This is a genomic window from Paenibacillus sp. EPM92, assembly GCF_016586185.1.
GTDB classification, from domain to species: domain Bacteria; phylum Bacillota; class Bacilli; order Paenibacillales; family NBRC-103111; genus Paenibacillus_G; species Paenibacillus_G validus.
This window is the reverse complement of record NZ_BCPS01000079.1, coordinates 40,870-54,772: the sequence shown is the minus strand read 5'-3', so window position 1 is coordinate 54,772 and position 13,903 is coordinate 40,870. Positions and strand designations below refer to the sequence as shown.

The following is a 13,903-nucleotide window of genomic DNA, read 5'->3' as shown; positions in this document are numbered from 1 at the left end:
AACCCATGCCAACCCCAAAAACGCAGAAACGCTATGTTTTTATCATTGAAATGACGAAAATTCGGCCGTTAAGCCGAAAAAACGGCTGCCTTATCATTTTTTCGGCATTTTATAAAATATTTTCCAAAAAGTAAAATAACAAAGTACAATAGCAATGAAGGAGGAAGATCCATGGGTATTTTCAAATTCATGACACCCGAAATTATTTTCGGTACGAATGCTCTGAGTCAAATCGGGGAAAGCCTGCTTCGATTGGGAGCGAAAAAGGTTTTTGTTGTCTCCGATAAAGGCGTTCTGAATTCCGGTTGGGTGGAACTTGCCGTCCGCTATTTGAAAGAATGTAAACTGGACTACTGCTTATGGACGGAACTTACCCCCAACCCCAAGGACTATGAAGTGGAAAAAGGCGTTCGAACCTATATGGAAAGCGGTTGTAATTCGGTTGTCGGGATCGGAGGAGGAAGTGCAATTGATGCCGCAAAATCAGTTGCCTTACTTGCAACCAATAGCGGGACGATCCAACAATATGAAGGTGTCGATCTCGTAACCAGGCCGCTTCCGCCAATGGTCATGGTGCCGACGACTGCAGGGTCGGGATCGGAAGTTTCCCAGTTCTCCATTATCCGCAATTCCAAACACAAGGTGAAAATGACCATTATTTCCAAATCGTTAATTCCCGATATTGCGATCATTGACCCGCAGACCTTGATGACGAAAGATGCGCGTTTAACGGCGCATACGGGTATGGACGTTTTATCACATGCCATTGAATCTTATATTTCTCTAGCGGCTACCCCGATGACTGAAGGGTATTCCTTGCAAGCGATTCGCTTAATTGCCAATTACCTTCGGCCTTCCGTGGCAAGCCAACACAATCGTGAAGCGAAAGAAGCTATGGCGATGGCAAGCCTTCAGGCAGGTATCGCTTTCTCCAACTCGATTTTGGGAGCGGTTCATGCCATGTCACATCAACTAGGCGGTTTGCTGGATCTGCCGCATGGGGAGGTAAATTCTATTTTGCTGCCTTATGTATTGGAGTATAATTTGATCTCTTGTCCCGAGAAATTTAAAAACATTTCCGAGGCTTTCGGTGAGAACGTGGACGGTCTCAGCCTGACTGCAGCCGCCAGAAAGGCGATTGGAGCCGTTAAAGAATTGGCCGGCGATCTCGGCATCTCTGATTCTTTGTCCAGTTTGAACCTGAAAGAGGAACAGATTGATTTTATGAGCCATAATGCGGTTCATGATGCCTGCATGACTACGAACCCGCGGGATATGAAGGCGGCGGATGTGAAAATGTTGTTCCGCCTTGCTCTGGGGAGTGACTTCTGATGTCGGGCAAACAAGAGTTGATTGACAAGTTAACAGGAATTAAATCTTCACGAAAAAGTTACTACAGTGAATTAAACGCTATCGTCGAAGAAATGAAGAAAAAGAACAAGCAGCTGGAAGTCATTAACCGGTTAACGCAGATCCATGTGGACAAATCCTGGGAGGAAGTCAGCAGCTATCTGGCAGCCCAATTATCACAAATTCTTTCTTTCGACCGGTTTGTCTTGACACTTATCGACCATTCCGATCTGTTGTTTTATATTTCGGAGCCGGAAGCGGCGAACTGGTCTTGCCGTTTTGTCAAAAGGCGAATGGTGACGAAGACGGCCATGTCGATTGAAGAATTTAAAAAGCTGCTTAAAAAGGAAATACCGGATCATTACGGCACATCCGTTTGTTTGCAATATCAAGCCGGAAACATCTATGGATTTCTTACTCTTTTGAATCAGGAGAAAGTAGAGTACCCCCAAGAGGAGCTTGAGCTTTATAGGCGTATGGGAGAACATGTGCGAATCTCCATTGAAAACATCCACTTGTTTAAAGATGTGAGCGAGAAAGTCAACATGGAAGCGCAGCTGATCCAGTCTGCAAAGATGGCTGCTTTGGGAGAGATGGCTGCGGGGATCGCCCATGAATTGAACAGTCCGCTAACCGCCATTCTTGGAAATGTCCAGCTTCTGATGCGCGACATGAAAGACGGGCGTCCGGGCAAAATGCTGGAGGATATTTATCAGTGCGGCCTGCGCAGCAAAAAAATAATACAAAATTTATTGACATTCTCTAGACAAGAAGAATATCAATTAGAAACCATGCACCTCTCCAGTTTGATAGAAGACGTATTAGGGCTGGTGGGGTATCAACTGGCAGTTTCCGGTATTTCGATACGGAAAGAAATAGATCCGACACTTCCTCCTGTCAGTGGGAGCCGCAATCAAATCGAACAGGTGTTGATTAACCTCTTTCTTAATGCGAGAGACGCCGTTCAAGGAAAAAGCAACCCGGAAGTGATCATTGGAACTTGCCTCGCAGGTTCAGAGGATCGGCCATTCGTTTCCATCTATGTGCTCGACAACGGAGTTGGCATTGAAGAAGACTATGTATCTCAAATATTCAATCCTTTTTTTACAACGAAGGAAAGCATGAAGGGTACCGGTCTGGGACTTTCTGTGAGCCTAGGCATTGCCGAGTCCCATGGAGGAAAGCTTCTGGTAGACAGCAGGGTCAATGAATACACCCGGTTTTCCCTTCTGCTGCCGATCCAGGAAAATGAAGGAGGGGAAGAATATGAGAAGGGTGCTAGTAGTCGATGATGAAATCGAAGTGACCTCTTTTTTTCGATATTTTTTGGAAGATAAAAGCTGTGACGTGGCGATTGCGAATTCAGGGAGGGAGGTAGATGAGCTGCTTCACCGGCATCCATCTCCGTTTCACCTGGCTCTTGTGGATCTGAAGCTGCCTGATGCCAATGGATTGGAGTTGTTGGCCAAATTAAAACCAAGTACCCGGACTGCGAAGTCATGATCATGACCGGTTACAGCACCGTCAAATCAGCTGTACTGGCCATACAGGCAGGGGCGAAAGACTATTTGGAAAAGCCGTTTGATGACCTGGAGAGTCTTGAAAACATCATCAATTCGGTATTACTGAACCCCGTCGGCAATACGGAAAAACTGAACATGGAAGCTGCGCAATACGGAATTATTTATACGAATTCAAGTCCACTGCAGAAAGTCATAGCCGTAGCGGAAAAGTTGGCCAAGAAAGCCATCAACATTTTGATCGAGGGAGAGACGGGCACCGGCAAGGAATTGATGGCCCGATTCATTCACGGCTCCAGTCTGAGGGCCCCATATCCGTTTGTCGGTATCAATTGCGGGGCGGTGCCGGAAAGCCTGATGGAGAGTGAATTGTTCGGTCATGAAAAAGGGGCATTTTCCGGAGCGATCAAGACCAGGAAGGGATATTTCGAGCTTGCTAACAACGGAACTCTCTTCATGGATGAGATCGGAGAGGCACCGACTTCCATTCAGGTAAAATTGTTGCGTGTGTTAGAGACAGGAGAGTTCATGAGGGTAGGCAGTGAAGAGATCCAAAAGAGCAATGTGAGGTTCATCTCAGCCACAAATCGAAATTTGGAAACCGAGGTCGAAAACAAACAATTTCGCGCTGACCTCTTATACCGGTTGGAGGGAGTGAAATTGTCCATTCCTCCTTTGCGGGAAAGACCCGGGGATATTCCGTTGATTGCGCAGTCCTATCTTGACAAAAAATATGGTGGCGAGTGCCGGCTTGATTCGGATGCAGCGGAGATTTTAAAAATGTACGATTGGCCCGGAAACGTGAGACAACTCCTCAATGTGCTCAATCAGACGCATGCCATTCACGAATGCAAGTGTTTAAAGGCTGACCATCTTCCGCCATATTTGCTGCAAAGAGCGGAGCATCCCGTCAACCAAATGCCGATTGATCGGCAAATCGAAGATTTTATTGAACGGGAAGCCGAGCAATTTGTGCAAAGTCTGGTAAATGGCTTAAGCCAAGTCGAGCAGATCCATTTAAAAAAAGTAATGGACAGAATCAGAAAGATGGAAAGGGAAATCGGGAGAAAAGTGATTGAAAGAAGGTTGTCCGAGACAAATAGAGACAGGCAATTGTTGAGTAAGAAATTAAATATCTCAATAAGGACACTCCGATATATTTTAAATGAGAAGTAACGAGAGCCGTTGCTGCGATTGTTCTATTTTGAACAAGATGAAACACCTGATCTGTTTCATAATGTATGCAAAGCGATACAAGCGCTTACAAAAAAGCTTGCGCAGCCGTTAATTTTCGATTGGCACGACTTTTGCTCTATTTTTGATTGCCAAAAAAATAATTGGGCATAAGGAGGCTGGACAAATGATTTATGCACAACCGGGGCAAACTGGCTCCAAAGTTACTTTTAAAAAGCGCTACGACAATTTTATCGGAGGAAAATGGGTAGCGCCTGTCAATGGGCAATATTTTGAGAACATCACGCCGGTAAAAGGTCAGCCTTTTTGTGAAGTGGCCCGTTCGACTTCGGAAGATATCGAATTGGCCCTGGATGCGGCCCATGCCGTCAAAGAGGCTTGGGGACGTACATCGGCAGCCCAGCGCGCCTTGATTCTTCACCAAATCGCCGATCGCATGGAAGCCAATTTGGAGCTGCTTGCCGTAGCCGAAACCTGGGATAACGGAAAGCCGGTCCGGGAAACGTTGGCCGCCGACATTCCTCTGGCGATCGATCATTTCCGTTATTTTGCGGGCTGCATTCGTGCCCAGGAAGGAACGCTCGGCGAAGTGGACGGCGATACGGTTGCCTATCATTTCCATGAACCGTTAGGCGTCGTCGGGCAAATCATCCCCTGGAATTTCCCGCTGTTGATGGCTACTTGGAAGATTGCGCCGGCGCTCGCTGCGGGCAACTGCATCGTGCTGAAGCCAGCGGAGCAAACGCCTGCTTCCATCATGGTTTTGGCGGAGCTGATCGGCGATTTGCTGCCTCCAGGAGTGTTGAATATCGTCAACGGCTTCGGGCTGGAAGCAGGTAAGCCTCTTGCTTCAAGCAACCGTATCGCCAAGATCGCTTTTACAGGAGAAACGACGACAGGCCGCTTGATTATGCAATACGCGTCACAGAACATTATTCCGGTTACGCTGGAATTGGGCGGCAAGTCTCCCAACCTCTTTTTTGACGACGTTTACGCCAAAGATGACGCGTTCTTGAATAAGGCCATCGAAGGGTTTGTGCTGTTCGCTCTGAACCAAGGCGAGGTTTGCACCTGCCCGTCCCGCGCCCTTATTCAAGAATCGATTTACGAACCCTTCATGGAACGGGCATTAAAGCGCGTGGCCGCGATCAAGCAAGGCAATCCGCTCGATACGGAAACGATGATCGGAGCTCAAGCATCTTCGGAGCAGGTGGAGAAAATTTTGTCCTATATCAGCATTGGAAAGCAGGAAGGAGCGGAATGTCTGATCGGCGGAAACAAAGCGGAGCTGAAAGGCGACTTGGAAGGCGGGTATTATATTGAGCCGACCGTATTCAAAGGGCACAATAAAATGCGGATCTTCCAGGAAGAAATTTTTGGGCCCGTCGTTTCTGTGACGACCTTTAAAGATCAGGAGGAAGCTTTATCCATCGCCAATGACACCCTGTATGGGTTGGGAGCAGGGGTATGGACCCGCGATATGAATACAGCTTACCGTTTCGGAAGAGGCATTCAGGCCGGGCGCGTATGGACCAACTGCTACCACGCTTATCCGGCGCACGCCGCATTCGGGGGCTACAAAGTTTCGGGGATTGGCCGCGAAACGCATAAGATGATGCTTTCCCATTACCAGCAGACGAAAAACCTGCTTGTCAGCTACAGCCCGGACGCTCTAGGGTTCTTCTAAGAAGGCCGGCGCCATGGAAGAAGTCCGAAAAGTTCTGGCCACTGACGCCGCCCTGGAGCTGATCGAGTTTTTGAAAGCCAAGTACGGCCCTGTCATGTTTCATCAATCGGGAGGGTGCTGCGATGGCAGCTCTCCGATGTGCTATCGAGATGGCGAATTTCTGATCGGCGATTATGACGTGTTATTGGGGGAAATCGGCGGAGCCAGCTTTTATATGAGCCAGGCTCAATATGAGTACTGGAAGTATACCCAACTGTTCATTGATGTCGTTCCCGGCAGGGGAGGCATGTTCTCGCTGGAGGGACCGGAAGGACTCCGGTTCTTGACACGCTCTCGCGTTTTCACAGATGAAGAGTTGAAGGCGCTTCAATTATAAGCACCCCTGTCAAGTAGACAGATATGAATGGAAACTGAACGATTAGGCGGCTGTAGTCAGGAAATCGCTTGGGCTGCAGCCGTTTATTGGTGCGAATTCGAGCTAGATCACTCAACCGATTCTATCGAAGGTAGTGTTTAAATTGAAAAGAATCAACAAAGTATCGGTTATCGGACTCGGGGCAATCGGAGCTGCTTATGCAAGTAAACTGCACGATTTGAACCCGAACTGCGTTCAGGTTATTGCTGATGAAGAACGGATTCGGCGTTACAAATCGGACGGACTATGGATCAACGGCAGACGCTGCGATTTCAATTATTTGACGCCGGAAGTGGAAGCCGGGCCGGCGGACCTTGTATTGGTGGCGGTTAAATACCAGGGGCTTCAACAGGCTATAGCCGATATTAAACATCATGTCGGACCGGAAACCGTGATTATGTCGCTGATGAACGGAATTTCTAGCGAAGAAATCATTGCCCATACCTATGGAAGCGAGAATCTGCTTTACGCGATGTGTGTCGCGATCGATGCAGGAAGAGAAGGAACGGACATCTCCTTTTCGAGTATAGGCAGAATTTGTTTCGGAGAGAAGAGGAATCCGTCTCATTCGCCAAAAGTACGGTCAGTCAAACAATTATTTGAACAAGCCGGAATTCCTTATGAAATTCCGGAAAATATGGAGCACGCGATGTGGTGGAAATTCATGATCAATGTCGGGATTAATCAGACATCGGCTGTGCTCAAAGCGCCGTACCGAGTGTTTCAAGAGATACGAGAGGCGCATGATTTAATGGTAACGGCGATGCAGGAAGTCATTGAATTATCGAAGAAAGCAGATGTACATTTAAACGAAGGGGATTTGGCTGCGTTTGATCTCATCTTAAGACAGTCGCTTTCGCCTGAAGGCAAAACGTCGATGCTTCAAGATATCGAAGCAGGTCGGAAGACCGAAGTGGAATATTTCGCAGGAACGGTATGTCAGCTGGGGCGCCGGTATGGCGTGCCTACTCCTGTCAACGAAATGCTGTTTAGAATGATTCGTGTGCTTGAGCAAGTCAACGGCAGGGGGTAATTTGATGTTCCGGACGAATAGAAGCCTTTTCATCCTTTTGATGAAAGGCTTCTATTTTTATCTCACTCCGTCGATAGAGACTAACAAAGATTGTCTAAAAAAACATAATTTTCAGACTATTGGTGTCGTTGTTGATTTAACCAGCAGTCCGTTACTATAAACATGTATGAAAGATTAATATTCATGGGAGGTTGATAAAGAAATGATGAATGGCAAAGAGTATTTGGAAAGTTTGAATGATGGTCGCGTCGTTTACCTGAACGGTAAAAAGATTGAAGATGTAACCACTCATCCTGCATACCAGAATTCCGCAAGATCGATTAAACGCATGTATGATTCGCTGCACGATCCGGAAAAAGCTTCCATTTTGACGACAAAAACCGAAGAGGGATACGTAACCCAGAAGTTTTTTAAAGCGCCTACGAGTGCCCAGGAACTGTTAGAATCCAGAAATGCGGTTGCTGAATGGTCAAGACTAAGCTTCGGATTTATGGGTCGGACGCCTGACTACAAAGCTTCATTTACTGCACACCTGGGCGCGTTTTCTGATTTTTATAAAGGTTTCGAAGGAAATGCGCAGAGATGGTACGACAAGACGGTAAGAGAAAATACGTTTTGTAACCACACGCTTGTCAATCCGCAAGTTGACCGTTCCAAACCGCTGCATGAGAATAAAGATGTCTTCGTACGCGCTGTCGATGAGCGTGATGACGGAATTATTGTAAGCGGTGCCAAATTGGTGGGAACAGCCGCAGCGCTCACTCACTATAACTTCGTATCCAATTATGGAGCTACTGATCTTGGGGATGGCGATCAAAGCAACGCATTAATCTTCTTTGTTCCGATGAATGCACCGGGGCTAAAAATGATCAGCCGCCAGTCTTATGAATTGGCAGCGGCCACAAATGGTACGCCGTTTGATTATCCGCTATCCAGTCGCTTTGATGAGAATGATGCGGTTATCGTGCTTGATAACGTATTTATCCCCTGGGAGGACGTGCTGACGTACAAGAATTTAGAAATAACGAATAACTTCTTCGTACAAACGGGATTCTTCAACCGCTTTTGCCTCCACGGCTGCACGCGTTTTGCCGTAAAACTTGATTTCCTGGCAGGAATGCTGCTGAAGGCAACTGAGATGTCCGGAACCCAACAATTCAGAGGTGTACAAGTCAATATCGGTGAAGTGTTGGCCTGGCGCAATATGTTCTGGGCGCTCTCCACAGCCATGTGTCACGAAGCGGTACCTGGACCTAATGGCATCGTAATGCCGGGTATGGATTCGGGAGCAGCCTATCGCGTGCTGGCGCCAATGGCATGGTTGAAGATAAAGAGCATTTTCGAGCAAGTGATCGCGGGCGGATTGATTCAATTGCCGTCAAGCGCAGAAGACTTCAATAATCCTGAAATCCGCCAGTACCTGGATACTTACTATCGGGGATCGGGAGTAACTGCTGAAGAACGCGTGAAGTTAATGAAGTTGGTTTGGGATGCCATTGGCACAGAGTTTGGCGGCCGACACGAGCTGTACGAAGTAAACTACGCCGGCAATACCGAAAACATTCGTTTAGAGACACTGAAAATAGCCGATGCTACGGGTCAATCAACTAGGTTTAAATCTTTTGTAGACCATGCGATGAGTGATTACGACCTTACCGGCTGGACGAATAACAACTGGATTAATGTAAAGAAAGAAGAGTTGGTACGCTAATGGACGACCGTTTATTTCGCAGCGCAATGGGGAAATTCGCGACAGGCGTTACAGTCATTACCACAGAATTAGAGGGTAAGCCTTATGGCATGACGGCAAACGCGTTTGTATCTGTCTCCTTGAATCCGAAACTAGTGCTCGTCTCCGTAGGGATACATGCACATATGCACAACAGAATCAAGGAATCGAAAAGGTATGCCGTCAACATATTAAGCGAGCACCAGCAAGATCTGTCAGCGCTTTTTGCCGGTCAGAAGAAAGACGGAACAGAAGTTAGATTCGCAACGTTGGATGGGATTCCTGTGTTAGAAGACACGATTGCAACCATGACATGCAACGTTACGGCTGAATACTTAGTGGGTGATCACACTTTGTTTATCGGTGAAGTCACGGATATTCGCCTGCAGGACGGTGAGCCACTGCTGTTTTCACAAGGAAAATACGCTCAGGTGTCAAAATAACCATAAACAGGTAAAAAAGGGTTGCATAGTAATGAAAATAGCATACAATTAATTTAAAACACTCATATGAAATGTGGCGAACCGAGCAAAAAACTGTGCATATGTAGAATTTTCTCTTCGCGCATTGTAAGCGATTGCATTCAAAAATATGGAGAACGGTATTTATTTTATTAAATAATGGAGGAATGAAAAATGTCCAAAGAACCGAATTTTGATGTTGCACAACTTGCCCATGTTGAAATTTATTCACCAAAGCCAGAGGAAACACTATGGTTTTTTAAAGATCTTCTTGGCATGGAAGAAACAACTAGAGAGGGCCAATCGGTATATCTTCGTGCCTATGAAGACCATTATCACCACACATTGAAGGTAACGGAAGCAAAAGATGCCGGTCTGGGTCATGTCGCCTGGCGCGCGAGTTCAAAGCCAGCTCTGGAGCGTCGTGTGAAAGCGATTGAAGCAAGTGGTTACGGAAATCAGTGGATTGACGGGGATCTTGGTCATGGAGATGCTTATCAGTTTCAGACACCTGACGGTCATAGTATGGAAATTTTATGGGATGTCGAGTACTATAAGGCTCCTGAAGAGAAAAGATCTGCTCTTTTGAGCCGGCCGCAAAAAAGACCATTACACGGTGTGCCTGTCCGTCGTTTAGATCATGTCAACCTGCTTGCAAGCGATGTCACGTCAAACAAGAACTTTCTCATGGATGAACTTGGATTCCGGTTGCGGGAACACATTATGTTAAACGATGGCAATGAAGCTGCCGCTTGGTTGAGTGTGAGTCCATTGGTCCACGAAGTTGCCGTCATGGGTGATCGAATGGGTGGCCGTGGTCGTTTACATCATGTTTGCTATTGGTATGGTTATCCGCAGCATTTGTCCGACATTTCCGATATTTTCACAGAGAATAATATCAAAATTGAGGCTGGCCCTGGCAAACATGGCGTAAGTCAAGCTTACTTCCTTTATGTGGTAGAACCTGGAGGAAATCGCGTAGAACTATTCGGAGATGCAGGTTATTTAATCTTTGATCCGGAATGGCAACCGATTCAATGGAAAGAGGAACAATTGGAGAAAGGCATTATCTGGTATGGTTCTCCGCTTCCTGCCGAGTTTTTCATGTACGGCACGCCAGTTATCCAACCGGCCAAGGTGTAAAGACGGCTATTGAAACGACACCGTCGCGTCAAGGGATACCCGCTTGAGCCGGTAAGTTGGTTTCCGCAATCAAGCAGGAGTGGAGATTAAGCAGTCTCATCTTCTGTTTATTCTCCACTCATCAAAGAAATATCAGGAGGTGATCGCATGAGTGAACACGGAAAATACATGGAAACCGGGGGCATCATGACGCATTTTCATGAGGATGGGCAGGGAGACCCGCTTCTGTTAATTCACGGATCAGGACCGGGAGTGTCTGCTTGGGCCAATTGGCGTTTGGTGTTTCCCGCTCTATCCAAGCATTTTCGATTATACGCGCCTGATGTTGTAGGTTTTGGATATACCAAACGACCTGAGGGAATCCATTACTCCGTTGATGTATGGGTAGACCATATGATTTCGTTTATCGAAACGAATAAGCTCCATAATCTATCTATGATTGGGAATTCGATGGGTGGCGCATTGGCACTCCATATTGCCTATAGAAGGCCGGACTTGGTAAACAAACTGATTCTGATGGGCAGCGTCGGATTGTCTTTTCCGATTACAGAGGAATTGGATTTGGTCTGGGGGTATTCACCTAGTTTCGAAAACATGAAACGTCTGATGAGTACTTTTTCCTACGACCAAACGATGGTTAAAAACGATAACCTTGTCCAACTGCGTTATCAAGCGAGCATCCAAGAAGGTTTTCAAGAAGCGTTTGCTTCCATGTTTCCCGCACCTCGCCAGCGGCATGTTGATGCGCTTGCCTTAAACGAAGAAGCGTTAAAAAGTATTACCAAACCTACTTTGTTGATTCACGGCAGAGAAGACCGGGTAATCCCTTTTGAGCAAACCAGCTTGAAAATGGAGTTGTTGATGCCCAATGCAGAACTGCATGTGTTTTCAAAGTGTGGACACTGGACGCAGATTGAAAAGACCGAACCGTTCTGTGAGCAGGTCATTCAGTTCTTAAGCCGGTGAATGACAGACTTATCGCAGTCTTGACGGACTTGGCTCTGCCTCGGCCGTCTTTATCAAATAATAAAGGGGCGGTTAGCATGCCATTTATTCAAATCAATATGATAGCGGGACGTACCCCCGAAAAAAAAGAGAAGCTGATTCACGAAGTCTCCCATACTGTAGCTAACGTTTTGGACGCACCAATTGAGACTGTCCGGGTCATGATTAACGAAATGCCCCCGGAACATTGGGGAATTGCCGGAGAGTCTGTGAAAAAGCTTCAATCCAAATAACCGGGAGTGATGGCTGTGGAGTGGACTCTGCTGGGGAATGCATGACCACGCCCCTGGGATGGGCCTCATTTCATTTACGGGAGAAACGTCATAGTGTGGGTATTAATACCAAAAAAGGTGTGAAGATAGATGACAAATAACAAGCTTTTATTCGATCATCATATTGTATCAGACCATAACGGAACTATTCACATGAACAACGAGAGAATCATTTTATTATCATCATCCGCTTTCGGAACGTTTCGAAAGGACTTGATTGAAAATATTGGAATGGACAGAATGAAGGGCTTCCTGATCCGTTATGGCAGGGATCTGGGGGTGAAAGATGCGAAAAATGTTCTCGCTATGAATTTATCCTCGGTTGAAGAATCCATTATCATGGGACCGGACATTCACATGATTAAGGGATTTACCGGCGTTAACACAACAATGTTGAAAGTTGAATATCTCCCGGATAAAACTGTGAAATCCATTCACATGGAAGGTATCTGGTATAACTCGTATGAAGCTGAAGACTGCGTGTCGCGGTTGGGCTCCCCGGGTTGTTACACGTTAGTCGGCTACGCTAGTGGGTATTTGTCTGCTATTTGCAACCACATTGTGATTGTAAAGGAATTAACTTGTGAAGGAATGGGGCATAAGGAATGTAGATGGGTGGGAAAATCCCTTGACCTATGGGACGGGGAAGTGTATGACTTCCTACGCTATTATGAAGACACACCCATTGTTAAAGAATTGGAAATAACCTATGAAAAACTATTGGAAGAGCGCAACAATCTATCCCGAATATCTAACATTCATAAAAAATTAACGGAAGAAATTATCAACGGGAATGATCTGCAATCGATCGCCCATATCGTTTATGAAACAACGGGCATTCCCTTGATCATTGAAGATGTCAATTTTCGCGCTTTCGCCTATTCAGGTTTAACGCCACAATTTTTTAAAGAGGCAAATGAAGATTTTAAAGACTATATCCAAAAAAACAAGAAACCCGTTCATGATCCGAATGTGACGCCTAACGGTTCTTTTTTGCATTCGACATCGATCAATGCATCCTGCCATTCTCGTTTAATCACGCCGATTTTCATTCGGGGAAAAATATCGGGTTATTGTTCATTTATATCTCAAAAAGTGAAAGAATATCCGGAATTCGACCTCGTTACTTTAGAGCGGATTGCCTCCGTTTGTTCGCTTTATCTGTTAAATGAAAAGACAAGCTTAGAATCGGCGGAACGGATGAAAGGACATTTCTTGGAGCGAATTTTACAAGGGCAGTTTTCTTCAAAGCAAGATATTCTTAATCACGGCAGTTATATTAATTTTGATCTGGAGCAGCCGTTTTACATCGTTATCCTCAAGTATCAAAATCAGCATGGGTATTTTGAGAATGAAATGCTAATATATGAAGAAATAATAGAAACGACCTTGCAATACTTTAAAAATAAGATGTGGAATGTATTAATGTGTCAACGTGGGAATAACATTGTGTTGCTTGTTCAAACGGAATCATTAGCTAATTTGGATATTTCAGCCTTATGTAACGGTGTTATCGAGCACTTAGCCCATATATTCAGAAAATACACCTTTCAGATCGGCGTCAGTTCGAAAGGGGAACAAATCGATCGCTCCATAGACTATTATGATGAAGCTATTGTCGCCTTGCGAATGAGTATGCCCAGCACAAAAAAAGTGGTTTTATTCGAATCTCTCGGTATAGTAGGGCTGTTGATTAACAATAAAAATGAGAGCGCTATCAAAAAAGCTGCGCGGCAGCTGCTAGGACCACTCTATTCGACTGATTGTAATAAAAATCCGGAATTGATTAAAACACTCTACATATTTTTGTCAAACGGCGGAAATCTCGAACAAACAGCAAATGAGCTTTGTCTATCTATGAGTGGACTCCGCTATCGTATTCATAAGATCGAGACTCTTCTTGAACAAGAATTGCGTAATCCGGCCTTCAATTATCAACTGTATCTCATACTCCAGGCGTTACTTGTGATAGGCGAAATCGCAATTTAATATACATGGGATTGTTAGTTGAAAAATGAATAGAAATGAGAGGGCTGCCGCGGCGGCCTATTTTCTATGATGTTGAGGAATCAGGAAGCATAGCCGGTTATTCGA

At 45.7% G+C, this 13,903-nt stretch carries 13 protein-coding genes; all 13 read left to right on the top strand.

What is annotated here, in order from left to right; genetic code table 11:
* The first annotated feature begins 171 nt into the window (after window positions 1-171).
* The 13 genes from JMF85_RS18915 (at window position 172) to JMF85_RS18860 (ending at window position 13,798) form a co-directional block, all read left to right on the top strand.
* The gene (locus tag JMF85_RS18915; RefSeq protein WP_054797426.1) at window positions 172-1,332 is read left to right on the top strand and encodes an iron-containing alcohol dehydrogenase; all 1,161 of its coding nucleotides are present in this window, start codon (window positions 172-174) and stop codon (window positions 1,330-1,332) included.
* Window positions 1,332-2,642, top strand: a complete 1,311-nt coding sequence (locus tag JMF85_RS18910) for a sensor histidine kinase (RefSeq protein WP_201318732.1) — start codon at window positions 1,332-1,334, stop codon at window positions 2,640-2,642. The genes JMF85_RS18915 and JMF85_RS18910 overlap by 1 nt, the downstream gene beginning before the upstream one ends.
* Window positions 2,617-2,853 (top strand): response regulator, encoded by a 237-nt coding sequence (locus JMF85_RS28160; protein ID WP_236595917.1) that lies wholly within the window; start codon window positions 2,617-2,619, stop codon window positions 2,851-2,853. The genes JMF85_RS18910 and JMF85_RS28160 overlap by 26 nt, the downstream gene beginning before the upstream one ends.
* A gap of 2 nt (window positions 2,854-2,855) precedes the next feature.
* Complete coding sequence (locus tag JMF85_RS18905; RefSeq protein ID WP_236595916.1) at window positions 2,856-4,046, top strand: sigma-54-dependent transcriptional regulator; 1,191 nt, start codon at window positions 2,856-2,858, stop codon at window positions 4,044-4,046.
* 184 nt (window positions 4,047-4,230) lie between these two features.
* Window positions 4,231-5,751, top strand: a complete 1,521-nt coding sequence (adh, locus tag JMF85_RS18900) for an aldehyde dehydrogenase (RefSeq protein WP_141336720.1) — start codon at window positions 4,231-4,233, stop codon at window positions 5,749-5,751.
* Between the two features lie 13 nt (window positions 5,752-5,764).
* Window positions 5,765-6,127 carry a DUF779 domain-containing protein gene (locus JMF85_RS18895; RefSeq protein ID WP_201318731.1) on the top strand — a complete coding sequence of 121 codons (363 nt, stop codon included), beginning with the start codon at window positions 5,765-5,767 and terminating at the stop codon, window positions 6,125-6,127.
* Window positions 6,128-6,269: 142 nt separating this feature from the next.
* Window positions 6,270-7,199, top strand: coding sequence for a ketopantoate reductase family protein (locus JMF85_RS18890; RefSeq protein ID WP_201318730.1), 930 nt, complete (start codon window positions 6,270-6,272; stop codon window positions 7,197-7,199).
* A 202-nt stretch (window positions 7,200-7,401) separates the two neighbouring features.
* On the top strand, window positions 7,402-8,910 hold the full coding sequence (locus tag JMF85_RS18885) for a 4-hydroxyphenylacetate 3-hydroxylase family protein (protein WP_127609236.1): 1,509 nt from the start codon (window positions 7,402-7,404) through the stop codon (window positions 8,908-8,910).
* Complete coding sequence (locus JMF85_RS18880; protein ID WP_141336719.1) at window positions 8,910-9,371, top strand: flavin reductase family protein; 462 nt, start codon at window positions 8,910-8,912, stop codon at window positions 9,369-9,371. The genes JMF85_RS18885 and JMF85_RS18880 overlap by 1 nt, the downstream gene beginning before the upstream one ends.
* Window positions 9,372-9,563: 192 nt before the next feature.
* Window positions 9,564-10,532, top strand: a complete 969-nt coding sequence (locus JMF85_RS18875) for a catechol 2,3-dioxygenase (RefSeq protein ID WP_127609238.1) — start codon at window positions 9,564-9,566, stop codon at window positions 10,530-10,532.
* A gap of 147 nt (window positions 10,533-10,679) precedes the next feature.
* On the top strand, window positions 10,680-11,498 hold the full coding sequence (locus JMF85_RS18870) for an alpha/beta fold hydrolase (protein WP_201318729.1): 819 nt from the start codon (window positions 10,680-10,682) through the stop codon (window positions 11,496-11,498).
* Window positions 11,499-11,575: 77 nt separating this feature from the next.
* The gene (locus JMF85_RS18865) at window positions 11,576-11,770 is read left to right on the top strand and encodes a 2-hydroxymuconate tautomerase (protein ID WP_054799906.1); all 195 of its coding nucleotides are present in this window, start codon (window positions 11,576-11,578) and stop codon (window positions 11,768-11,770) included.
* Between the two features lie 129 nt (window positions 11,771-11,899).
* Window positions 11,900-13,798 carry a XylR N-terminal domain-containing protein gene (locus JMF85_RS18860; protein WP_201318728.1) on the top strand — a complete coding sequence of 633 codons (1,899 nt, stop codon included), beginning with the start codon at window positions 11,900-11,902 and terminating at the stop codon, window positions 13,796-13,798.
* Window positions 13,799-13,903: the final 105 nt, after the last annotated feature.

Bases quoted from the DNA above. Each gene is read 5' to 3' on its own strand.
- JMF85_RS18875 (WP_127609238.1), top strand. From the start codon at position 9,564: ATGTCCAAAGAACCGAATTTTGATGTTGCACAACTTGCCCATGTTGAA.
- JMF85_RS18895 (WP_201318731.1), top strand. From the start codon at position 5,765: ATGGAAGAAGTCCGAAAAGTTCTGGCCACTGACGCCGCCCTGGAGCTG.
- JMF85_RS18915 (WP_054797426.1), top strand. From the start codon at position 172: ATGGGTATTTTCAAATTCATGACACCCGAAATTATTTTCGGTACGAAT.
- JMF85_RS18865 (WP_054799906.1), top strand. From the start codon at position 11,576: ATGCCATTTATTCAAATCAATATGATAGCGGGACGTACCCCCGAAAAA.
- JMF85_RS18860 (WP_201318728.1), top strand. From the start codon at position 11,900: ATGACAAATAACAAGCTTTTATTCGATCATCATATTGTATCAGACCAT.
- JMF85_RS18880 (WP_141336719.1), top strand. From the start codon at position 8,910: ATGGACGACCGTTTATTTCGCAGCGCAATGGGGAAATTCGCGACAGGC.
- JMF85_RS18870 (WP_201318729.1), top strand. From the start codon at position 10,680: ATGAGTGAACACGGAAAATACATGGAAACCGGGGGCATCATGACGCAT.
- JMF85_RS18905 (WP_236595916.1), top strand. From the start codon at position 2,856: ATGACCGGTTACAGCACCGTCAAATCAGCTGTACTGGCCATACAGGCA.
- JMF85_RS18885 (WP_127609236.1), top strand. From the start codon at position 7,402: ATGATGAATGGCAAAGAGTATTTGGAAAGTTTGAATGATGGTCGCGTC.
- adh (WP_141336720.1), top strand. From the start codon at position 4,231: ATGATTTATGCACAACCGGGGCAAACTGGCTCCAAAGTTACTTTTAAA.
- JMF85_RS18910 (WP_201318732.1), top strand. From the start codon at position 1,332: ATGTCGGGCAAACAAGAGTTGATTGACAAGTTAACAGGAATTAAATCT.
- JMF85_RS28160 (WP_236595917.1), top strand. From the start codon at position 2,617: ATGAGAAGGGTGCTAGTAGTCGATGATGAAATCGAAGTGACCTCTTTT.